17 protein-coding genes are annotated in these 20,634 nt (G+C 71.4%); 5 read left to right on the top strand and 12 right to left on the bottom strand.

Annotated elements, in window-relative coordinates; all coding sequences use genetic code 11:
- The first annotated feature begins 9 nt into the window (after positions 1–9).
- Entirely contained in the window at positions 10–1,491 is a 1,482-nt protein-coding gene (locus ABZ883_RS20890) for an aldehyde dehydrogenase family protein (RefSeq protein ID WP_360908030.1), read from the top strand.
- A 71-nt stretch (positions 1,492–1,562) separates the two neighbouring features.
- Here ABZ883_RS20890 and ABZ883_RS20895 read toward each other — a convergent pair whose 3' ends face one another.
- The 3 genes from ABZ883_RS20895 to ABZ883_RS20905 form a co-directional block, all read right to left on the bottom strand.
- On the bottom strand, positions 1,563–2,069 hold the full coding sequence (locus ABZ883_RS20895; RefSeq protein ID WP_360908032.1) for a hypothetical protein: 507 nt from the start codon (positions 2,067–2,069) through the stop codon (positions 1,563–1,565).
- 341 nt (positions 2,070–2,410) lie between these two features.
- Positions 2,411–2,770, bottom strand: coding sequence for a DoxX family protein (locus ABZ883_RS20900; RefSeq protein ID WP_360908034.1), 360 nt, complete (start codon positions 2,768–2,770; stop codon positions 2,411–2,413).
- Positions 2,771–2,792: 22 nt separating this feature from the next.
- Complete coding sequence (locus ABZ883_RS20905) at positions 2,793–3,275, bottom strand: cupin domain-containing protein (protein WP_360908036.1); 483 nt, start codon at positions 3,273–3,275, stop codon at positions 2,793–2,795.
- An 81-nt stretch (positions 3,276–3,356) separates the two neighbouring features.
- On the opposite strand from ABZ883_RS20905, the gene ABZ883_RS20910 reads away from it, so the two are divergent.
- Entirely contained in the window at positions 3,357–4,244 is an 888-nt protein-coding gene (locus tag ABZ883_RS20910; RefSeq protein ID WP_360908038.1) for a LysR substrate-binding domain-containing protein, read from the top strand.
- A gap of 67 nt (positions 4,245–4,311) precedes the next feature.
- On the top strand, positions 4,312–5,610 hold the full coding sequence (locus ABZ883_RS20915; protein WP_360908040.1) for an amidohydrolase family protein: 1,299 nt from the start codon (positions 4,312–4,314) through the stop codon (positions 5,608–5,610).
- On the opposite strand, the gene ABZ883_RS20920 is transcribed toward ABZ883_RS20915, so the two are convergent.
- The 5 genes from ABZ883_RS20920 to ABZ883_RS20940 form a co-directional block, all read right to left on the bottom strand.
- On the bottom strand, positions 5,583–8,354 hold the full coding sequence (locus ABZ883_RS20920) for an AAA family ATPase (RefSeq protein WP_360908042.1): 2,772 nt from the start codon (positions 8,352–8,354) through the stop codon (positions 5,583–5,585). The genes ABZ883_RS20915 and ABZ883_RS20920 overlap by 28 nt on opposite strands.
- A 108-nt stretch (positions 8,355–8,462) precedes the next feature.
- Positions 8,463–9,119 carry a YoaK family protein gene (locus ABZ883_RS20925; RefSeq protein ID WP_360908044.1) on the bottom strand — a complete coding sequence of 219 codons (657 nt, stop codon included), beginning with the start codon at positions 9,117–9,119 and terminating at the stop codon, positions 8,463–8,465.
- A 37-nt stretch (positions 9,120–9,156) separates the two neighbouring features.
- Complete coding sequence (locus ABZ883_RS20930; protein WP_360908047.1) at positions 9,157–9,993, bottom strand: fumarylacetoacetate hydrolase family protein; 837 nt, start codon at positions 9,991–9,993, stop codon at positions 9,157–9,159.
- Positions 9,994–10,103: 110 nt separating this feature from the next.
- Positions 10,104–10,667, bottom strand: a complete 564-nt coding sequence (locus ABZ883_RS20935; protein WP_360908049.1) for a GNAT family N-acetyltransferase — start codon at positions 10,665–10,667, stop codon at positions 10,104–10,106.
- Between the two features lie 164 nt (positions 10,668–10,831).
- On the bottom strand, positions 10,832–11,539 hold the full coding sequence (locus tag ABZ883_RS20940; RefSeq protein WP_360908051.1) for an SMI1/KNR4 family protein: 708 nt from the start codon (positions 11,537–11,539) through the stop codon (positions 10,832–10,834).
- Between the two features lie 268 nt (positions 11,540–11,807).
- Here ABZ883_RS20940 and alsS point away from each other — a divergent pair, with 268 nt between their 5' ends.
- Both alsS and ABZ883_RS20950 read left to right on the top strand, forming a co-directional pair.
- On the top strand, positions 11,808–13,493 hold the full coding sequence (gene alsS, locus ABZ883_RS20945) for an acetolactate synthase AlsS (RefSeq protein WP_360908053.1): 1,686 nt from the start codon (positions 11,808–11,810) through the stop codon (positions 13,491–13,493).
- Positions 13,494–13,576: 83 nt separating this feature from the next.
- Positions 13,577–14,632, top strand: a complete 1,056-nt coding sequence (locus tag ABZ883_RS20950) for an NAD(P)/FAD-dependent oxidoreductase (protein ID WP_360908056.1) — start codon at positions 13,577–13,579, stop codon at positions 14,630–14,632.
- 73 nt (positions 14,633–14,705) lie between these two features.
- Here the strand turns inward: ABZ883_RS20950 and ABZ883_RS20955 are convergent, their stop codons facing one another.
- The 4 genes from ABZ883_RS20955 to ABZ883_RS20970 all read right to left on the bottom strand — a co-directional run bounded on the left by ABZ883_RS20955 (position 14,706) and on the right by ABZ883_RS20970 (position 20,591).
- A complete protein-coding gene (locus ABZ883_RS20955; protein WP_360908058.1) occupies positions 14,706–18,185 on the bottom strand; it encodes a phosphodiester glycosidase family protein in 3,480 nt (1,159 codons plus the stop codon).
- Between the two features lie 235 nt (positions 18,186–18,420).
- Entirely contained in the window at positions 18,421–18,849 is a 429-nt protein-coding gene (locus ABZ883_RS20960; RefSeq protein ID WP_360908060.1) for a pyridoxamine 5'-phosphate oxidase family protein, read from the bottom strand.
- Positions 18,850–18,982: 133 nt separating this feature from the next.
- Positions 18,983–19,366, bottom strand: coding sequence for a VOC family protein (locus tag ABZ883_RS20965; protein WP_360908062.1), 384 nt, complete (start codon positions 19,364–19,366; stop codon positions 18,983–18,985).
- Between the two features lie 109 nt (positions 19,367–19,475).
- Positions 19,476–20,591, bottom strand: coding sequence for a sugar-binding protein (locus ABZ883_RS20970; RefSeq protein ID WP_360908064.1), 1,116 nt, complete (start codon positions 20,589–20,591; stop codon positions 19,476–19,478).
- Between the last annotated feature and the right edge of the window lie 43 nt (positions 20,592–20,634).

Below are 20,634 nucleotides of genomic sequence, written 5' to 3' on the forward strand. Positions count from 1 at the left end.
GAACCACCCATGACGCTCACCGCCGAGAACACCTTCCAGCACCTGCTGATCGACGGCATCTGGCAGCACGCCTCCCACGCGCGTACCTACGCGGCACGCGACCCGTTCACCGGCCGCGTCGCCTCCCAGGCCGCGGCGGCCGCTCCCGAGGACGTCGTGCACGCGGTCGACGCCGCCGAGCGGGCCTTTCCCGCCTGGGCGGCGCTGGCACCGGGCGAGCGCCGCCGCGTCCTGTGGACGGCGGCCGAAACGATCGAGGCCCGATCGGACGAGATCTCCCGGGCGATCACCGCCGAGATGGGCGGCACCGCCGGCTGGGGCCACTTCAACACCACGGTTCTCGCCGACAACTTCCGCTACGCGGCGGGTTCCGTCCACGAGGCCCTCACCGGCGAGATCATCCCCTCCGACACACCGGGCCGTACCTCGATCGCGATCAGGAAGCCCGCCGGTGTGGTGGCCTGCATCGTCCCGTGGAACGCGCCGGCGCTGCTCGTCGGCAACTCGGTGCCCCATGCGCTGGCCGCGGGCAACACCGTGGTGATGAAGGCGTCGGAGCAGACTCCGCGCACCCACGGTCTGATCGCCGAATGCATCACCGAGGCCGGGCCTTCGGACGGGGTCTACAACCTCGTCACCAACGCCCCTCAGGACGGCCCCACCGTGGTGGACGCCCTGATCGCTCACCCGGCCGTACGGCGCGTGCACTTCACCGGGTCCTCCCGGGTGGGCCGCATCATCGCGGAGAAGGCCGCCGCGCACCTCAAGCGGGTCATCCTCGAACTCGGTGGCAAGGCGCCCGTTCTGGTCCTCGCCGACGCCGACCTCGACCAGGCCGTCAGCGCCGTCGCCTTCGGCTCGTTCGCCAACTCCGGCCAGGGCTGCATCACCACAGAACGCATCATCGTCGACCGCACCGTCGCCGACGAGTTCACGCGGCGCCTGACCGCCCTCGCCGCCATCCTCACCTACGGTGACGGCCGCGATCCGCGCACGGTACTCGGCCCCCTCGTCGGACCGGACAGCATCAGGCGGCTGTCCGACATGGTCCACGACGCCGTGGCGGGTGGCGCACGGCTGCTGACGGGCGGCACAGCCGATGGTGCGTGCTACGCGCCCACCGTGCTGGCCGATGTCACGCCGGCCATGCGGGTCTGGCGTGAGGAGTCCTTCGGGCCGATCGTCGGAGTCGCCGTCGCCGACGGACCGGAGGAGGCCGTGCGCATGGCCAACGACAGCGACTACGGGCTCTCCGCGGCCATCTTCACTCGCGACATCCCCCTCGCGCTGGACCTCGCCAAGCGCATCGACGCCGGCATGTGCCACATCAACGGCACCACCCTCGACGACGAACCCCAGATGCCCTTCGGCGGGGTCAAGGGCAGCGGCTACGGAAAGTCCGGTGGGCGCGCCGGCATGCAGGAGTTCACGGAACTCCAGTGGGTCACCATCGAAGGCTCCCCGCCGCCGCGCTACCCCATCGCCGAATGATCGTTTCCCGGGAAGGGACACATGCCCCTCGGAGGCCGACTCCGAGGGGCATGTCCAACCATTCGGCACGGTCAACGGGCCGACGCCGGCGGCCACTGACCGCGGGACAGGTCGTGATCGAGCAGCCGCTGACCGACGTCGCCCTGGTAGAACAGGTCCGGCCCGAACTCGTCACCGAAGTGCTTCGCCAGCAGGGACGAGAACAGCAGGGCGGCCGATTGCGGCCGGTGGTTCATGACGAGCTGACTGGTCTCGCCCGCCTCGTTGAAGTACACGACGACGAAGTTGTAGATTTCGATTCCGCCGGGGCGGTAGTTCTCGCTGCCGCGGATGGTGGAGCGGTAGTCCTCCAGGAAGAGTTCGCCACGCGGGCCGTAGAAGCGGAAGTCCTGGAAAGCGTAGATGCTCCGCGCGAAGCCCAGCAGCTTGGCCACCTTTTCCTTGCCGAGCACCTCGCCATTGGCGAAATTGCCCTGGAGAATGACGTCGTCGGCAAGATTGTCGAGCCAGTGCGGGTAGTAGTCGAGATGTGGTGCCTGGTTGATCGACCCGTGCGTGGACTCGTTCGGTGTGGTCACGGCAGGTGTCTCCTCGTTCCCGGTGGTGAGCAGCTATTCCGAAGAAAAGAATCACTCCGTGCGGCGACGGCTGTCCAACGCACGTTCGAGATTGCCTCGATCTCTCTGAGAGATTGCGCGAGGTTCGCTCACCACCCGCAATTCTGGCCATGGCGCCAGGAGACGTAGTCGAGCGGAAAAGTGGCCGTACCCTCACGTTCCCGGTGGGAATTCCTCCGGAACGTTATTACCAGCTCAAGCCCTTGCCCGGTCAACGTGCTGCACGCCGGAACCGGCGTGCGGCACAGATGGATCTCTCGGCGCTCGGCCGGGCTGGGCCGGGCGGCCGCGGTGGGGCTCGGTCACAACCCGGTGGACAGCCAGACGGCCACGGCCGCGGCGACCGTGAGCCCGAGGTTGAGGGCGATCCGGCGGTCCCCGCCCGTCAGGTGGACGGCGATCGCACCGGCCTGCAGGAGGACGAAACCGATGGCCGCGACCCCTGCCAGGAAGGGCGCGATGCCGGTCAGGGGCGGCAGGACCAGGCCGGCCGCGCCGAGTACTTCGAGCGTTCCGAGGGTCCTGACGACGGGCAGGGGCACGCGGTAGACCCAGGCCATCATGGGCCGGAGCTGATCGCGGTCGCGGATCACCTTGAGGGTGCCGGCGTAGAGGTAGAACGAGGCGAGCAGTCCCGCCACGATCCAGTAGGCGCTGTCCATGTTCTCCGTTCGCCCCCGGGCTTCAGGCGGGGTCGGTCGCGTAGCGGCTCATCGCGTCGACGTTGGCCTCTCGCGTCAGTGGGCGGCCGCCGGCGAGCACCTCCTGGAGGTCCCGGAAGTACTGCACGTACAGGTCGGGGGTGAAGGTACTGAGCATGACGGCGGGTTGGTCGGTCGGGTTGGCGAACGTGTGAGGCGTGCCGGGCGGAATCATCACGAGCGTGCCCGCCGTGGCGTCGTGGTCCTGGTCCCCGACGGTGAAGCGGACGGTGCCGGAGAGGACGTAGAAGCCCTCGTCGTGCCGGCCGTGGCGGTGCTGGGGCGGTCCCTGGGTGTGCGGCGCGAGGACGGACTCGGCGATCGCGAGGCGGTGCCCGGTGTGGCTGCCGTCCTCCAGAACGCGCATGCGTGTGGTGCCCAGAACGATCACCTCGCCGTCACCGGGACCCACCACCGACACGGCGGGGTATGCCTGCTGCTCACTGGTCCTGGGCTCTTCGCTCATGCCTACGAGTGCACCGCCGAGGCCCTGCCGGTGTCCAAGACCAGTCCCGCGACTGCGATACCTCGTGGGTATCATCGCAGCGTGGAGCTTCGTACCCTGCGCTACTTCGTGGCGGTCGCCGAGGAACTCCACTTCGGCCGCGCCGCCACCCGACTGCACATGAGCCAGCCGCCGCTGAGCCGGGCGATCAAGCAGTTGGAGGCCGAGGTCGGGGCCCCGCTCTTCGTCCGCTCGCCGGCCGGCGTCACGCTCACCCCGGTGGGCACGGTGCTGCTCGACGAGGCGCGCGCCCTGCTGGAGCATGCCGACCGTCTCCGCATACGCGTGAGCGCGGCCGCCGGCGTCGCCACCATCACCGTCGGCATCCTGGGCGACGGCACCGACCCGGGGATGACCCGGCTGGCGGCCGCCTACCGGCAGCGGCATCCCGGCGTCGACATCCGCATCCGGGACACCGATCTGACCGACCCGACGTGCGGGCTGCGCGCCGGGCTGGTCGACATCGCCCTGACCCGGGCACCGTTCGACGAGAGCGCACTGACGGTGCGTACGCTGCGCGCGGATTCGGTCGGCGTGGTCCTGCGCGCCGACGACCCGCTGGCCGGTCGCACCGAGCTGCGGCTGGCCGAACTGGGCGACCGCCACTGGTTCCAGTTCCCGCAGGGCACCGACCCCCTCTGGCAGGCGTACTGGAACGGCGGCCGGCCCCGCCGGGGCCCCGTCGTGCGCGCCGTCCAGGAATGCCTCCAAGCCGTGCTCTGGAACGGCACGGTCGGCCTCGCCCCGCTCGGACACGACCTCCCCGCGGAACTGGCCGTTGTGCCGCTGACCGACATGGCGCCGAGCCGGGTGGTCGCGGTGTGGAACGAGGGCGACACCAATCCGTTGATCCGGTCCTTCGCCGAGATCGCGACAGCCGCGTACCGTCCCCGGGCACCGATGGGCCGGCGGACGGCCGAGGAGAGTTGACCTCACGTTGCGTGACGCCCTAGCGTCCCGCCCTGACCATCAAGCGCATCCGTCCGGGAGGGGTCTCGTGCCCAAGGCAACGGCGATCGTCAACGCGAGAGTGTTCGACGGCACCCGGCTGCGGGACTGGACGTCCGTCCGGTTCGCCGACGGCGTCATCACCGACTGCGCCACCGGTCCCGCCTCCCTGGACGGCGACGAGGTGATCGACGCCAAGGGCGGCACCCTCCTGCCCGGGCTGATCGACTCGCACATCCACCTGGTGCCGGGCGCCCTGGCGCAGGGGCTCACCTTCGGTGTGACCACCGCACTGGACATGTTCAGCCTGGCCGACGTGATGGCCGCGGCCAAGCAGCAGGCCGGCGCCCGGCCGGATGTGGCCGACGTACGATCCGCGGGCATCGGTGCCACGGCGCCGGGCGGGCATCCCTCGATGCTGTACGAGCCGTTCCCGACCCTGACCGGCCCGGAGGAGGCCGAGCGGTTCGTCGCGGACCGGGTCTCCGAGGGCTCGGACCACCTGAAGATCTTCGGTCCCTCGGGTGCGGCGGGTCCGTGGGCGGCGCCGTCCCTCGGCCTGGAGACGATCACCGCGTTGACCGAGGCGGCGCATCGCCGCGGGCTCGTGGTCGTCGCGCACATCCATTCCGTTGCCGGGATGCGCGAGGTCGCCGCTGCGGGCGTCGACGTCCTGGCGCATGTGCCCGTGGACGGCGAACTGGACAGGGACCTGGCCGAGCGGATCGCCGAGGCCGGGATCGCGGTCGGCCCGACGCTGGCGACCCTCGAGAACGTCCTGGGCGAACCGGGCGGGGCCGCCGTGGCCGCGGACCCGCGACTGGCCGGGGCGCTCGGTGACGCGCAGGTTCGGCGGCTGACCTCCGGCGCGTCAGGGCGCCATGGGCGGGGAGGGCCGGCCTTCTCCCGCGCGGTGGAGAACGTCGGCCGCCTGGTCGGCGCGGGTGTCACGATCCTGGCCGGCACCGACGCCCCGAACCCGGGGACGGTGTTCGGGGCGAGTCTGCACCGTGAGCTGGAACTGCTCGTCCGCTGCGGCCTCACGCCCGCTCAGGCACTGCACGCCGCGACGTCCGCCCCGGCACGCGTGTTCCGTCTCGCCGACCGCGGGACCGTCGCACCCGGTCGGCGCGCGGACCTCGTGCTCGTGTCCGGCGACCCGATGACGGACATCACCGCGACCCGGGCCGTCGAAGGGATCTGGCGGGCAGGCGTCCCGTGCGAGCGGCGTGTGTTCGTCGCCGACGCGGCCGAGGCCGCCGAACTCGCGGCCTTCGACGCCCGGGTCGCCGAGGTCGTCGCGGCCGTCCGTGAACGCCGTTACGGGTCCGGCCCGATGGACCGCTGACCCCAGGACGTGGGGAGCCGCCGGGCGAGTTGGGTGCGCGTGGTGACATCGAGCTTCCGGAACACCTTGCGCAGGTGGTAGTCCACCGTGCTCGCGCTGATGAACAGCCGTGAGGCAATGGCGGCGTTGGTGGCTCCCTCGGCGGCCAGGACGGCCACGCGCCGTTCCTGCGCCGTGAGTTGTCCGTCGGGCGCGGGCCGGTGCGTACGAGTCCGCTCGCCCGCCGCCGACAGTTCGCTGCGGCTGCGCTCCGCGAAGCCGTCCATGCCGAAGCGGAGGAACATCTCGTGGGCCTGCCGAAGGTGTTCCCGTGCCCGCACGAGCCGGCGCCGGCGCCGCAGCCATTCCCCGTACAGCAGATGGGTACGGGCCAGCTCGGCGTGCACGCCCGTGTGCCGAAGCCGGTCGAGGGCCGTGCGGTACAGGTCTTCGGCCTGCGGGTCGGCGGCGAGCAGGGCCCGGCAGCGCGCCTCGACACCCGCGGCCCAGCCGGTGGAGCAGGAACGGGTCGTCCGGCACAGCGCGTGCAGCGCCTCCTGCGCCGTGTCGCGCTGCCCCGCGCGCACGGCCGCCTCGACCAACTCGGCAAGGGCCCAGTTGCCGAACCGCTGCGCGCCGGCCTCGGCACCGGCCTGCCGGGCGGACTCGAGCGCCTGGTCGTAGCGGCCCGTGCCGTTGTGGAGCACGGCGGCGGCCCACTGCAGGAACGTCAGTGCCACGCCTTCCCCGCGGCCCGTCGCGTCGCGGGTCGCGGTACGGATCGCGGCTGTCGCCGCGTCCTGCTGACCGCGGAAGGCGGCGAGCCCCACTTCGGCGTAGGGGGCCAGGCCGGCTCCGGTCATCGCGGTGACGTCTGCCGCGGTCTCCGCCAGGGACGCGGCCTGCTGAAGTTCGCCGGCGAGCAGGTGCAGTCCGGCGCGGGTGGCCGCCGCCATCGGCAGGATGCTCAGCGCCCCGCGCTCCTCACAGGAACGCAGCAACCGCGTGGCCAGCACTTGCCACGCGTGGTCGTCCCACAGCAGCCCGGCGGCGTGGCCCGCCAGCCACAGCCAGCGCATTTCCTCCTCGGAGGTCAGGTCCTCACTGGTGAACGCCGCGACAGCGGTGCGCAGCGCGGGCACGCCGGCGTCGTGCCCCTCGGCGACGAGGAGCGTCAGCCCGTCCAGCAACAGGTCGGGCGCGCGCGGGACCGGTGCCGCGGGGGCACGGCGGGCGGCCCGGGCGACCTCGGCGATCCCGCAGTCCCCGCCCAGCCGGCCGGCCAGCAACGCCGCGGCCAGGGCCTGCAGATGGACATCCCTGGCCCGGGACACGTCGATCGGCTCGAAGCGGCGCGCCGCCCGGAGCAGCGCCGGTGCCGCGCCGCTGCCGAAGCTGCGGGCGAAGGCGATCTGCCCGCGCAGCAGTTCGCTGTTGGCGGCCCGCAGCTCATCGGCGGGCCCCCGCTCGGCGAGAGCGAGAAGGCGCAGGGCGCTGTCGTGCGCGCCCGCCTGCTGCTTGGCGCGCGCCGCGGCCAGGGCGCGCTCCGCACGGACGGCGGGGTCGGGGCTCAGCGCCGCCGATCGTTCCATGAACGCCGCCGCGGCGGCGATGCCGCCACGTGCCTGGGCCCGGTGGGCCGACCGTTCCAGCTCCGCCGCGGTCGCCCCGTCGAGGCCGGTGGCGGCCTGGGCACGGTGCCAGGCACGCCGGTCGGGATCGGCGGGACCGGTGACCTCGGCCAGTGCCCGGTGCACCGCCCGGCGCTGCGCCGGTGTCGCCGCCCGGTAGACGGCCGACCGCACCAAAGGGTGGCGGAAGACGACCTGGGTGCCGATCGACAGCAGCCCGTCGGCCTCGGCCGGCACCGCGGCGGCGGCCTTGATCGCCAGCTGCCCGGCCGCCCGCCACAGGAGCGCGGAGTCGCCCGTCGGCTCCGCCGCGGCCACCAGCAGCAATGTGCGGGTGTCCGGCGGCAGGCGGAGGACCCGGCTGCGGAAACTGTGCTCGATGCGCCCGGGCAGCGCCTCGGTGTCCCAGGGGTCGAACCCGCCCGCGAACGCGGCGGCGGTCATGGCCCGCGGCAGTTCGAGCAGGGCCAGCGGATTGCCCCGGGCCTCCACCGCGATCCGCTCGGCCACCGCCTCGTCCAACGGCACATGCAGAGCCGAGTGCAGCAAGGCGCGGGCGTCGCCAGGGCCGAGCCCGGTCAGCTCCAGCTCCGGCACACCACGCGGCCCGTCCTCGGCGCGGCGGGTGGCGAACACCAGGCCCAGGGGTTCTGCCCCGATGTGGTGCGCCACGAACGCCAGAGCCTGGGCGGAACCCGGGTCGAGCCACTGGGCGTCGTCGATCACGCAGATGAGCGGCCGACTGCCGGCCGTCTCGGACAACAGGCCGAGCACGGCGAGTCCGACCATGAAGCGGTCGGGAACCGCCCCCGCCCGCAGCCCGAAGGCGACGGCCAGGGCGTCCTGCTGCGGTTGCGGAAGGTGCTCCAGCGCGGCGAGCGCCGGTGTGCACACCTGATGCAGCACCCCGAAGGGCAGATCCGTTTCCGCCTCGACCGCCGCGGCCCGTACGACACGGAAGCCGGCCGCCGTCGCGACCACGTGGTCGAGGAGCGCGGACTTGCCGATGCCGGGTTCCCCGCGGACGACGAGCGCGCCGCCCCGCCCGGAACGGACCGTGTCCTGCCAGCGATCGAACAGCGCACATTCGGCACGCCGACCCAGAAACACCGCGGGACGCCCCGGCGTCAGCATGACCCCAATTTACCCGCCCCGATCGGTGCTTGCCTTCCCGTGAGCCGTCGGAGGCGGAAGCGTACTTCTGGTCTGCGGAAGTGCGACGGGAGCGCGGGCGGAGCCCCTTCAGCGTCCGGTGACCGCCGCCGCCACCGCGACGAACAGCGCGCAGCCGGCGGCCGCCGCGATGCCGGCCGCGGGGCCCGAGTGCAGGACGACGAGGGCGCCGGCGACGGCCCCGGCGATCAGGGCCAGGACGCTCAGCACCTGGTGCACGGCGAGCGGGGACGGGTGCCTGCCGATGCCGCTGAGCAGGCCGACCAGGGTGCGGGTCATGACGGTGGTGGTCAGGCCGCCGACGTCCAGCCGCCCGACCATCCCGTTCTGCAAGCCCAGTGCGATGGCGCAGACGGCGACGAGCACATCGTGCGGAGCACCCCACGCCGCCGACGCGGCCGCCGCGCCGAGCAGCGCCGTCTCGCAGACCGCACCGGCACGGATCAGTGCCAGGGGCGGGTGCAGCCGGCCGGCGGTGGCCCGGCACAGAAGGACGCCGACGACGAATCCGCCCAGGGCGACCAGCGGCGTGAGGAGCGAGAAGCCGGACACGCCTGCCAGGCCCAGGCTGACGAAGACGAGGTTGCCCGTCATGTTGGCCACGAAGACGTGCCCCGGTCCGATGACGCTCACGGCGTCGATCATTCCGCTGAGCACGGTGAGGACGAGCAGCAGCACGGGTACCAGGTGCGCCGCCTCGGTGCCGGGTCCGCCGACCGTACTCACCTGCGCTGGTCGGGCGCGGAGCGTCGCCGAGTCCGCGTCAGGTGAAGGTCTGGTGGAGTTCACCGATGCCCTCGATCCAGGTGTCGAGCCGGTCTCCGGACTGCAGGAAGACCTGGGGCCGGCGACCGTAGCCGACACCCGGGGGAGTGCCGGTCCAGATGAGGTCACCGGGGTGCAGCGGCATGATGCCGGTGACGAAGGCCAGCAGCGCGGGCACGCTGAAGATCATGTCGCTGGTGCGTGCCTTCTGCCGGATGTCCCCGTTGACCTGGCAGCCGATCTCCAGATCTCCGGGGTCGGAGAACTCGTCCAAGGTGACCACGGCGGGGCCCATCGGGCCGAAGTCCGGGTGGGACTTGGCGATCGACCACTGCGGGGACGGCCCGGCGAACTGCAAGGTGCGTTCGGACAGGTCCTGGCCCGCGGTCAGCCCGGCCACGTACGACCACGCGTCGTGCGGCGACACGTGCCGGGCCTCCCGCCCCATGACGACAACGAGTTCGGCCTCCCAGTCGATCGTGCCCTCCGGCAGCGCGACCGGGCCCTCCGGCCCGGTGAAGCACGAGCGGAACTTGGTGAACACGTCCGGGTCGTGCACTTCGGCGAGATGGGTCTCCTCGCGGTGCCCCTGGTAGTTCAGGCCGATGGCCACCACCTGGACGGGTTCGGGGACGGGCGCACCCAGCTCCCGGGAGGCACAGGGGACGGCCGCCGACGCGGTGTCGGTGCCCCCGGCCCAGTCGGAGAACGCGTCCCAGTCGTCGTACAGGCTCTGCGGGCCGGGGCCGAAGCGGCCCCCACTGGCGGTGGCGATGTCCGTGGCGCCGGCACCGTCCAGCAGGACGGCGCGGCCGGAAAGGTTGGCGATACGCATGGATCCGCTCCTCTGCGTGCGTGTCCGGTACGAGAGAGTGCGGCCGCACTGAGTTGCTGTCGCCACCGTAGGCACGCACCGCCGGCCGGCGGCACCACGTAAACGCGTAGTCAGGCCCGATCTGCCTGCCACTCGCGGGCGAGCGTCGCGTAGACGTACTCGCTGCCCCAGCGCGCCTCGTCGAGGTCGTTCTCGACAAGGTGCGCTTCCCGGCGCATACCGAGGCGCTCGCACACACCCACCGATCGGGTGTTGAGCACGTCGAGCCGGGCGAAGAGCCGGTGGACGCCCAACGCGGCGAAGGCCAGGCCGGCCGTCGCACGCGCCGCCTCGGTCGCGTAACCCCGCCCAGCGTAAGCCGGGTTGAGGACCCAGCCGATCTCGGCCTGGCGTGCCCGCGCACTCGCCAGTTTCAGGACGACCTCGCCGACCACCTTCGCCTCTCCGAGCGGGCAGACGGCGAGCACCAGGTCGTCGCCGTCCTCGGCCCACGCCGATCCGGCCGCGCGCCGCGTGAGGCTCTCCACGCACTGCTCACGGGTGAGCGGCTGCCGGTAGAGGTAGCGAGCGACCTCGGGGAGGCCTTGATACGCGGACAAGTCGTCGAGGTCACCCGGGGTGAACAGCCGCAACAGAAGCCGTTCGGTGGTGATGGGCAGCGGGAACGTCGTCATCGATCAGGTGGTCCTCTCCCGAGGGGCGTCCCGCCGGACCGAATGACCGGACTGCGAAGCCCTCAAAGACGTGTCCTGGGCAACAACGCCGTTCTGGATCACGGGCCGTGAGCCGCGCAATCGCAATTCGCCGGGGACTCCCCCCCCCACGCGCACGCCGCGGGTCAGGCGGGCTGCCCCAGCCCGGCGTGTCCGGTGTCCGGGACGAGGCCGCAGGCGGCCTCGGCGGCCGTGAGCCACCCGAGATACCAGGCGGCGAAGTCCAGAGGCGAGCCGTCGGCGTTCCGCAGCGGATGCAGCTCCATGCCGTCGCTGCGCGGGTCACGCCACATGCGTCCGCGCTCCGGGCCCGTCACGACCAGCCATACCGTCAGTCCGCAGCCCTCGTCGCACAGGCAGAGCGCCCCGGCGGTGAAGCGCGGATCGTACTGGACCTCCGCCAGACGCTCCTCCCACACCTCCAGGGCCGCGTCGAGGTCCGCGAGGTCGTCGAACGCCTCCGGCGACGGCTGCTCGGCCAGGATCCTTGTCGCCGCCGCCGGATCCGCCCCTCCCGGGAACAGCTCGGCGAGCTCGCTGGGCTCGACCTCCTCGGGGGCGTCCCCGATCCACCGCCAGCGCCCGGCATCCTCCTGCCGCACCGGAAAGACACCGTAGGCCGGGCCGGCACCCCCCGCTCCGACGTGCAGCAGGAACAAGCGGTAGTCGTCGGGCAGCTCAACGCCCGTCCACGCCTCGAGATCCGCCACCTCGGATGCCGTCATGGGCGCATCGAGCGCGAAGGCGTGCCCCATCGCCCCGAACACCTTGTCGCTGCCCGGCGCCAGGGCCAGTGCCAGAACCCGCTCGCGCACCCCGGTCCAGTCGGTCATGGCGCCCGACACTACCGGCCGCCGCCGACACTCCTGCCCGGCACCCTCCCCGCGCGTGAACGGACTACGCGTTCACGTGGTGCCGACAGGCGGTACCGCGTGCCTACCGTGAACAGTGATCCGGCGCCTGACGACCGCGCCGCACCACACACCGCGGAATGCCGGTGACCGCCATGATCACGCACTCGTTCACACCCGCATCCGTCGCCCCCTCCCATGAGGCGTTCCGCCAGTGGGCGTGCCTTCTGCCTGAAAGGTGGCGAGAGTCATGACGAACGTGTCCGTCCGCGCGGCCCAGCGTGTGGTCGAGACCCTGTCGCAGTACGGGGTGCCCTACGTCTTCGGCGTCCCCGGGGCCAAGATCGACGCCGTCTACGACGCCCTGGTCGACGGCGGTCCCGAGCTGGTGGTGTGCCGCCACGAACAGAACGCGGCCCTCATGGCCGCCGCCGTCGGGCTGCTGACCGGGACGCCCGGCGCTGCCCTGGTCACCTCGGGACCCGGCACCACCAACCTGATGACCGGCCTCGTCACCGCGACGACCGAGCAGTACCCCATGATCGCGCTGTGCGGAGCCGTCCCCCGCCGGGACCGGCTCAAGCGCACCCATCAGTCGATGGACGCGGTGGCCGCACTGCGGCCGGTCACCACCTGGGCCGGCGAGGTCAACGACGCCGACAACGTCCCTGAGGCCGTCGCCAACGCGCTCCGCGCCGCGGTCACCGAGCCCCGGGGCGCCGCCGCCGTGGTGCTGCCCGCCGACGTCGTCGGCGCCCCCACCGCCACGGCCGTCGTCCGGCCGCCCAGGCCCCCCGTCCTGGGCCCCGCGCCGGCCGCGTCCGTCCACCGGGCCGCGCAGATGATCCGCGCCGCACGGCGGCCCGTGCTGCTGGTCGGGCTGCGCGGTGCCGAACCCGAGGCGTGCGCGGCGCTGCGCGGCCTGATCGCCGCCACGGGCCTGCCCGTCGTGGAGACCTTCCAGGCCGCCGGTGTCGTTCCGCGCGAACTGGAGGAGCAGTACGCCGGCCGGGTCGGCCTCTTCCGCAACCAGCCGGGGGACGTGCTCATCGCGCACGCCGACGTCCTGATCACCGTCGGCTTCGATCCGGTCGAGTACGACCCGGGCCTGTGGAACACCGACCCCGCCCGCCCGCTCGTCCACATCGACACGATGCCCGCCGCCCTCGACAACCACTACCAGCCCGCGCTCGAACTGCGCGGCGACGTGGCCGCGACGGTCGGCGAGCTGACCGGGCAGCTGTCCGGGCTCGACGTGGGGGACCGGGCCCGCGCCGCGCTGGCCGAGCAGCGTGCCGAGCTGGCCCGTATCGACGAGGAAGCCCGGTCGGCCCCGCCCACCGCTGCCGGGCTCAACCCCGCCGCGGTCGTCCTGGCGATCCGCGACGCGGTGAACGACGCCGCGACCGTGGTGTCGGACGTCGGCTCGCACTACATCTACATGGCCCGCCACTTCCGCGGGTACCAGCCGCGGCACGTGCTGTTCTCCAACGGGCAGCAGACGCTGGGCGTCGCCCTGCCGTGGGCGATGACCGCCGCGCTGCTGCGGCCGGGAACACAGATCGTGTCGGTGTCCGGGGACGGCGGATTCCTCTTCAGCGCCCAGGAGTTGGAGACCGCCACCCGGCTCGGCCTGCGCCTCACGCATGTGATCATGCGGGACAACAGCTACGACATGGTGGCCTTCCAGGAACTCCTCAAGTACGGCAGGACCTCGGGCGTCCGGCTGGGCGACTACGACATCGCCCAGTACGCCGGCGCGTTCGGCGCGCGGGGAGTACGGGCCGACACGATGGACGCCTTCGAGGCCGAACTGCGCACATCCCTCGCCCCGGACACCCTCTGTGCCCCAGGAGTCACGGTCATCGACGTCCCGGTCGACTACACGCACAACACCGAACTGTTCGCCCGCCTCCACGAAGGCGTCCTGGAATAGACGGCCCCGGCCGCCGGAGGCGCTTTTTGCCGAAACAGCAGAAAACTTTGCCGGACGCCGACGGGCCGGGCGATCGTGCGGGCATGGACGAGAAGAGCAGCATGGAGATATCGGGTGGCGTGTGGGACGTCGTGGTCGTCGGGGGTGGCGCCGCGGGTCTGTCCGCCGCGCTGACCCTGGCGCGGGTGCGGCGGTCGGTGCTGGTGATCGACGCGGGCGAGCCCCGCAACGCCCCGGCCGCCGCCGCGCACGGCCTGCTGGGACGCGACGGCATCGCCCCGCTGGAGCTGTTGCGCAAGGGGCGGGAGGAGGTCGCGTCCTACGGCGGTCGCGTCGTCCGCGGCAGCGTCGCGGCGATCCATCGCGACGGCGGCCGCTTCACCGTGGTGTGCGGGGACGGACGCCGGGTGGTGGCGCGGCGCCTGCTGGTGGCCTCGGGGCTCGTCGACGAGCTGCCGGACGTGCCGGGGCTCGGGGAGCGATGGGGCAGGGACGTGGTGCACTGCGTGTTCTGCCACGGCTGGGAGGCACGGGACACCGCGATCGGGGTACTGGGCAACTTCCACCAGGCCCTGATGTTCCGGCAGTTGTCGCGGGACGTGACGCTGTTCCTCAACGAAGGAGCCGACCTGACGGCCGATCAGTGGGAGCAGCTCGCCGGCTTGGGCGTCGGCGTGGTCGAGGGCGCCGTCGGCGGACTGGAGATCGACGACGCGGACCGGCTGGCAGGGGTGCGCCTGGCGTCCGGACACGTGGTGCCCGTCCGTCTGCTCGTGGTCGCCCCGCGCTTCACCGCGCGGGCGTCCTTCCTCGGCGACCTCGGGCTCGCCGTGCGCGAGCATCCCGGGGGCTTCGGGGAGCAGCTGCCGGTGGACGCCTTCGGCTTCACCGGCGTCGACGGGGTGTGGGCCGCGGGGAACGTCAGCGACCTGATGGCGGGCGTTCCGGCAGCGGCGGCGGCCGGGACGACGGCGGCGGCAGCCGTCGTCATGGACCTGCTGGCGGCCGATGCCCGCGCCGCCGCCCGGGCCCGCGAGGTCGGTGCCGCGGACGTGTTCAGCGGGCCGATGGAGGCTGAGGTGTCACGGCGGGTCCTCGGCGTCCGGGCACACGGGCTGGACCTGCCGCCGCACCCGTGAACGGCACCGAGGGCGAGCACGTGGTGTGTGCTCGCCCTCGGTCACGCGGTTGCGTGGGTGATGCGGGTGTGGGTCAGCCCTGCGGGACGACCTGGATGGTCTTGGAGGTCGTGATCGGCGCGAGCGACGCGTCGTCGGTGTAGGGACGCATGGAGTCGTTCGTGACGGTGACGGTCACCGTGCCGGGGTTGAGCGCGGTGAGGAGGCGGGTCTGCGGGTCGAGGATGGCGGTCTTGCCCTTGCGGCGGGCGTCGTTGACCGCGTCCTGGCCGGTACCGATGGCCAGGTTCGACGAACCGGTCCAGTTCACCGACATCGGGTAGCGCAGCGGCACGACACGCGAGCCGGTCGCCGCGCCCTGCGGCTGCACGATGCTGCCGGAGATCTGCGCGGTCTCGCCGGCCTTGACGGTCTCGGGGGTGTTGAGGGTGATGGACTGGGCGAAGGCGCGCACGTCGGCCTGGATCCACTGCTGGCGCGCGTTGCGGTGCGAGTCGACGGACCAGTCGACCCAGCCGGTGAAGCCACCGCGGTCCGGGGTGCCGTAGGGGTCCTTGCCCGAGGAGGGCAGGACCATGTAGGGGACGCCTTCGACGTGGTGGACGTTGGCGATCTGCGCGTGCGAGCCGACCATGACGGCGCCCTTGCCGGAGTCGTCACGGAAGTCGGTCAGCAGGCTCTCCACGAGCGCGACCTCGTCGCGGTCACCGAGCTGGCTGGACTTGGTCTCCGCCGGGTCGTCCACGGGGTGGTGGGCGAACACCGCGACATTGTCGATCGACTTGTCGTCCTTGGCGTCGGCCAGGGCCTGCTGGAGCATCGGGAGCTGGTCCCAGGCGGTGCTGCGCAGCGAGCCGAGGGAGCTGGCGAGCAGGATGAAGCGGGTGCCCTTGTGGTCGAAGGTGCGGTAGGGCTTGCCGAACTCGGCGGTGAAGTTCGTCAGGTCCGACTGCACGTTGTTCAGGCCGTAGGACTCGTGGTTGCCCGGCACGTAGTAGCAGGGGATGGACCCGGCGGCGGGGTCGGGGGTGCTGTCCGCGGCGGGTTCCTGGCCGACCGGGATCAGGTCGCAGCCGGCGTCGGTGAGGACCTGGTGGGCGAGCTTGAGGTCCTGCGGCAGACCGCGGTCGGTGATGTCGCCGTTGAGGACGAGCAGGTCCGGGTGGGTCGTGCGGATCTTGTGGATCGCGGCGGTGGCCACCTGGGTGAGCGCCGGGCTGTCGGCGGTGAACTGCACGTCGGACAGGGTCGCGAACTGCCAGGTGCTGCTGCCCTTGAGGAGCGAGCCGTCGTCGGAGACCAGCGGGTCCGGCTTCAAGTCCGCCTGCGCCGGCAGGTCCATCGACGTCGGGACGTCCGCCTCGATCCGGTCCAGGACGAACGTGCCCGCCTTCTGCTGGGCCACGCTGGTGTTGATGCCCTGGAAGCTCGAGATCGAGATCGGGAACTTCGTACCGGCCGGAACATCGAAGTTCGCGTACTGCCAGTTGTCACTCGCGGACAGACCCGTGCCGTAGATGCCGACGCTCTTGCCGGACGAGTCGGTGTAGTTCATGTAGGTCAGGCCGTTGGGCACGCTGATGCTGGACTTGATCCGCATCCGCAGACGCAGCGGCTGGCCCTCCACGGGGATGCGCGTGCTGGAGCTGGCGCCCACGTTGCGCATGGCGTTGAAGTCGATCCGCAGGCCCTCGGGGGCCTTCGAGAACGTCGTGGCCGCGGTGCTGTTGTTGCGCCAGCGGGCCAACACGTCGTCGTCGAAGTCGTAGACCGTCTTCGTCTGCACACCGATCGTGATCGGCAGCTGCGCCGTCTGGCCGCCGGCCGAGATCTTCAGGATCGTGCTCGCGTTGGCCAGCGGGGTGATCCGCAGCTTGCCGTCCACGGCCTTGATGTCGACCACGTCGTGGTCGTAGTCGAGCGAGAGGTCCTGCGGGTCGATCGGGGCGGTGTAGCCCTCGGCGTCGCGGCCGGTCACGGAGACGGTGGTCGCGTCGGCGGGGGTGGGGGAGGCGATCGACAGCAGCTGGGAGGAGGGCTCCACGCTGGCCAGCGGGCCGAGGACGGAGACCGTCGCGTGCCCCTGGACGTTGCCGACCTTCGCGTCGATGGTCACCGGGCCGTGGGCCTGAGGGCCCGTGACCGTGGCGCCGTCGACGGACGCCTCGCGGGCCGACCACTGCACGGACGACGGGTCGACCGTCACCGGCGTCTGGTGGCTGTCGACACCGACCGCGGTGAGCGTGCGGTGCAGGCCGGGGAAGACCTTCACCTCACCGTCGGCGGACGCCGCACCGGCCGCGGGCTTGACGAGCAGCTGGTTCAGCTTGCCGTCGCCCTTCGTCACGAACACGCCGACACCATTGGTGTTGCTGCGCTCCTGGCCGTCGGACGGGGTGTTGCGAATGGTCACCCGGTCCTCGCCGAGCGGGCGGGCGACCATCTCGCTGGAGCCGCCGCTGTCGAGGACGACCGCGGTCTGCACACCCAGCGCGGCCATGTCGTGGGCCATCTTGTCGAGGCCGACGCCGCCCTTGCCGGTGCCGCCCGGGCCGTTCCACTCGCCGAGCACGAGCGTGTGCCCGCCGTCCTTGAAGCCGAAGGACGTGCGCGGGGAGATCGAGGTGTCCAGGTTGGCGCGAGGCTTGCCGTTGGAGACGATGATGCCCTCGGCGTTGCCGCCGTGGCCGAGCGCGAACTTCATGGTCTTGGCGACCGGGTCGGCCAGCTCCCAGTTCAGCTTCACCGGGTCACCGGGCTGCAGCGCGCGGATCGCGGTCGCCGCGGCGTCGCGTCCGACCAGGTAGAAGCCGTCGTCCGGGATCGTTCCCGAGCCCGCGGGACCGTTCGGGGTGACCTTGACAACCTTGTCATTCTGGACCAGGACCTCGGCGAGGTTGCTGTCCACACCGATGAACGGGCGGTTGCGGCTGTAGGTGCCCCATGCGGAGGTGAACGCGACCATGCCGTCGGCCGGAACCGGGTGCGGCTCGGGGTCCGCGGCGTTGACCGACAGGAGCTTGTGGTCCGTGCCCGCGAAGGTCGCGGACGCGTTGACCATCGCGTTCACGAGCTGCGCGATGCCGTCCTTGCTGACGCCGACGTGCGGCTGCGCCTGGGCGGCCTCCGGGCCTCCGAGGTTGGAGGTCTTGAGCAGCTTCCCGTTCTGGATCTCGGCACCGTGTGCCGCGGTCGAGTTGCCCAGGTCGTAGAAGTCGCCGTTGACGCCCGCGACGGCGCCCGCCTTGTCGGCGGCCACGGTGAGCGCGCCGCCGGAGGCGACCGGTCCGGCGGTCAGCAGGTCCGTGTCGACCGCGCTGTTGGACAGGTCCACCGTCAGGAACCGCGCGTCGTACCAGCCCTTCTGGTCGAGCGCCTGCACGTGCTGCAGGTTGATCCCCGGCCCGATCTTCTCGGACGTGTTGATCAGCGGGATGCCGCCGGTGACGGGCGCGGGCACGGTGCTGTCCGCGTACGCCACGGCCGGTGCGGCCGCCAGCGCGGTCGCCGTGGCGAGCACCACGAGCACAGACCTCGAGCGCCGATGGTTCACGACCATCAATTTCATGGGAACCTCGCGTCGGAAGGGACACGGAGGCACGCCTCCGCTGTGCCCATGTCGATCATGGGTACAGAACCGATTAGAGGTTTTCAGTGCGGAATACACATGACGTCTTCGCGATCGCCCAATGAACCCTGGTTGTGGCCTTGTGTCTCCGGGCCCCTGGGGGTGTGACGTCCCCTCAGGAGGCGTGGGCATGTGGTGTGTGGCGGACGGCAGGACGCGGTTACGCCGACGAGCCCAGATCGGCGGTGAACCAGCGCTGCGGCCTCATGCGGACCACGACGTGATCGGCGAGTTCCGCCTCGGCCATGGCCACGAACCGCTCAAGCGCTTCACCCGAGAGGTACCGGGCGGCCATCTCGCGGTGCAGGGCGGCGGTCCCTTCGGTGATGTCGGCGACCGGTCCTTCGACCGACACGTACCGGGGCGTCGGCTCCGTCCGCTGGACCAGCAGGCTGAACCGGCCCGCCGCCCTGATCAGCTTCATCTTCGCGGAGCGCGCGCCGGTGAGGATCCACGGCAGACCGCCGGGCTCGTAGGCGTACCAGATCGGGATCACCAGCGGCCCGCGGTCGGCGCCGGCTGCGACGCCCAGCGCGGCGACGCGCGGTTCGGCCAGAAAACTCTCGCGTTCCCCACGTGACAGTTCCATGCCCCGACTGTAGGCCCGGTCACCGGTTGTGCGGGTGGACAGCGCACGGGAGTTCCGTCGGCGGTCGGCCGTCTTGCACCGTCTCGTGGAGCGTCCGGCCGCACCGCCGGCACGAATATCGTGGTGCGAGCTCTCAGGAATCCGTCGCGGCTCGGTCGGACTCGCTGCGCAGGACGCAGAACTCGTTGCCCTCGGGGTCGGCGAGGACGGCCCAGCCGGAGCCGTCGGGGTTGCGGTGGTCGGCGACGAAGGTGGCGCCGATCGCGAGCAGGCGTTCCACCTCCTGGTCGCGCGAGGTCTCGGGACGCAGGCACAGATGGATCCGGTTCTTGAGCCGCTTCGGCTCGGGCACCTGGTTGAAGTGCAGCACCGGGCCCTCCGGCAGGAGGACCTGGGTCTCCTGATGGCCCGGTCCGTCCTCCGGATGCAGTGGACGGCCGGTCACCCTGCTCCAGAACAGCGCCAGTTCATAGGCGTCCACACAGTCGATCGCCACGTTCTGCACCACCGAGACCATGTGCGTCAGCCTTCCCGACTTCCGTTCCGGACGCCACCGAATTTGCGCTCAGCGCCCCGTGTGCGTGGGGGCGGGGCCGCGTCCGGCCCCGCCCCCACCAAGCCGCGGACTACTTCGTCAGCGGCGACAGCTTGGGGTCGTTGGCGTACGCCTCGGCCGCGTTCTCCTTGGTGACGATGATCGGCGGGAGCAGGTAGGCCGGAACCACCTTGGTGCCGTTGTTGTACGACTTCGTGTCGTTGATCTGCGGCTTCTCACCCTTCTGCAGCGACTGGACCATCTTGATGGTCTCCGCGACGAGCTTGCGGGTGTCCTTGTTGATGGTCGAGTACTGCACGCCGGCCATGATGGACTTGACCGACTCAACCTCGGAGTCCTGGCCGGTGACGACCGGGACCGGCTTGCCGGAGCCCTGCACCGAGGTGATGATCGCACGGGCGAGGGTGTCGTTCGGGGACAGGACGCCGTCCAGCTTCTTGCCGCCGTTGTACGTCGACGTCAGCAGGGAGTCCATGCGCGACTGGGCGTTCTCCGCCTTCCAGCCCTGGATGGCGGTCTGCTTGATGTCGGTCTGGCCCGACCCGACAACGATGTCCTTCTTGTCGATCAGCGGCTTGAGGACCTCCATCGCGCCGTCGAAGAAGACCTTGGAGTTGTTGTCGTCCGGTGAGCCGGAGAACAGCTCGATCGTCCAGGGGCCCTTCGGCTTCTTCGCCTTCATGCCGTCGATGAGGGCCTGGCCCTGCAGCTGGCCGACCTTGAAGTTGTCGAACGCGATGTAGTAGTCGACGTCCGGGGTGTTCGTGATGAGCCGGTCGTAGGCGATGACGGTGGCTCCGGCCTGCCGGGCCTGTTCGACCTGGGTGGAGAGCTGCGAGGCGTCGGTCGCACCGATGACGATCACCTTCGCGCCCTTGGTGACCATTGAGGAGATCTGCGCCTGCTGGTCAGCGACGGTGGTCGAGGCACCCGCGTACTGGACGTCGGCCTTGAAGCCCGCGTCCTTGAGGCCGTTGGTGAACAGGTCGCCGGCGAGCACCCAGTTCTCCGACGTCTTCGCGGGGAGGGCGACACCGACGAGCGAGTCCTGCGCGAACCCCGCCGTGGCGTCACCACTGGCCTTGGCGGACGTGGAGCCCTCGCGGTCGTTGGAGCAGGCCGTGCCCAGGAACAGAAGCGTGGTGGCGCCGATCGCGGCGATACCTCTGGTGATGGTTGTACGCATGGTGGGATGAGCCTTTCCTGACGATGGGGGAAGAGTCGTGCAC

This window comes from Streptomyces sp. NPDC046977 (assembly GCF_040644455.1).
Classification (GTDB): domain Bacteria; phylum Actinomycetota; class Actinomycetes; order Streptomycetales; family Streptomycetaceae; genus Actinacidiphila.

What these genes read in the sequence shown, in the direction of transcription:
- ABZ883_RS20905 (WP_360908036.1), bottom strand. Translation starts at nt 3,275, where the DNA reads ATGAGCGAAGAGCCCAGGACCAGTGAGCAGCAGGCATACCCCGCCGTG.
- ABZ883_RS20935 (WP_360908049.1), bottom strand. Translation starts at nt 10,667, where the DNA reads ATGACGACGTTCCCGCTGCCCATCACCACCGAACGGCTTCTGTTGCGG.
- ABZ883_RS20900 (WP_360908034.1), bottom strand. Translation starts at nt 2,770, where the DNA reads ATGGACAGCGCCTACTGGATCGTGGCGGGACTGCTCGCCTCGTTCTAC.
- ABZ883_RS20890 (WP_360908030.1), top strand. Translation starts at nt 10, where the DNA reads ATGACGCTCACCGCCGAGAACACCTTCCAGCACCTGCTGATCGACGGC.
- alsS (WP_360908053.1), top strand. Translation starts at nt 11,808, where the DNA reads ATGACGAACGTGTCCGTCCGCGCGGCCCAGCGTGTGGTCGAGACCCTG.
- ABZ883_RS20920 (WP_360908042.1), bottom strand. Translation starts at nt 8,354, where the DNA reads ATGCTGACGCCGGGGCGTCCCGCGGTGTTTCTGGGTCGGCGTGCCGAA.
- ABZ883_RS20950 (WP_360908056.1), top strand. Translation starts at nt 13,577, where the DNA reads ATGGACGAGAAGAGCAGCATGGAGATATCGGGTGGCGTGTGGGACGTC.
- ABZ883_RS20960 (WP_360908060.1), bottom strand. Translation starts at nt 18,849, where the DNA reads ATGGAACTGTCACGTGGGGAACGCGAGAGTTTTCTGGCCGAACCGCGC.
- ABZ883_RS20930 (WP_360908047.1), bottom strand. Translation starts at nt 9,993, where the DNA reads ATGCGTATCGCCAACCTTTCCGGCCGCGCCGTCCTGCTGGACGGTGCC.
- ABZ883_RS20940 (WP_360908051.1), bottom strand. Translation starts at nt 11,539, where the DNA reads ATGACCGACTGGACCGGGGTGCGCGAGCGGGTTCTGGCACTGGCCCTG.
- ABZ883_RS20965 (WP_360908062.1), bottom strand. Translation starts at nt 19,366, where the DNA reads ATGGTCTCGGTGGTGCAGAACGTGGCGATCGACTGTGTGGACGCCTAT.
- ABZ883_RS20970 (WP_360908064.1), bottom strand. Translation starts at nt 20,591, where the DNA reads ATGCGTACAACCATCACCAGAGGTATCGCCGCGATCGGCGCCACCACG.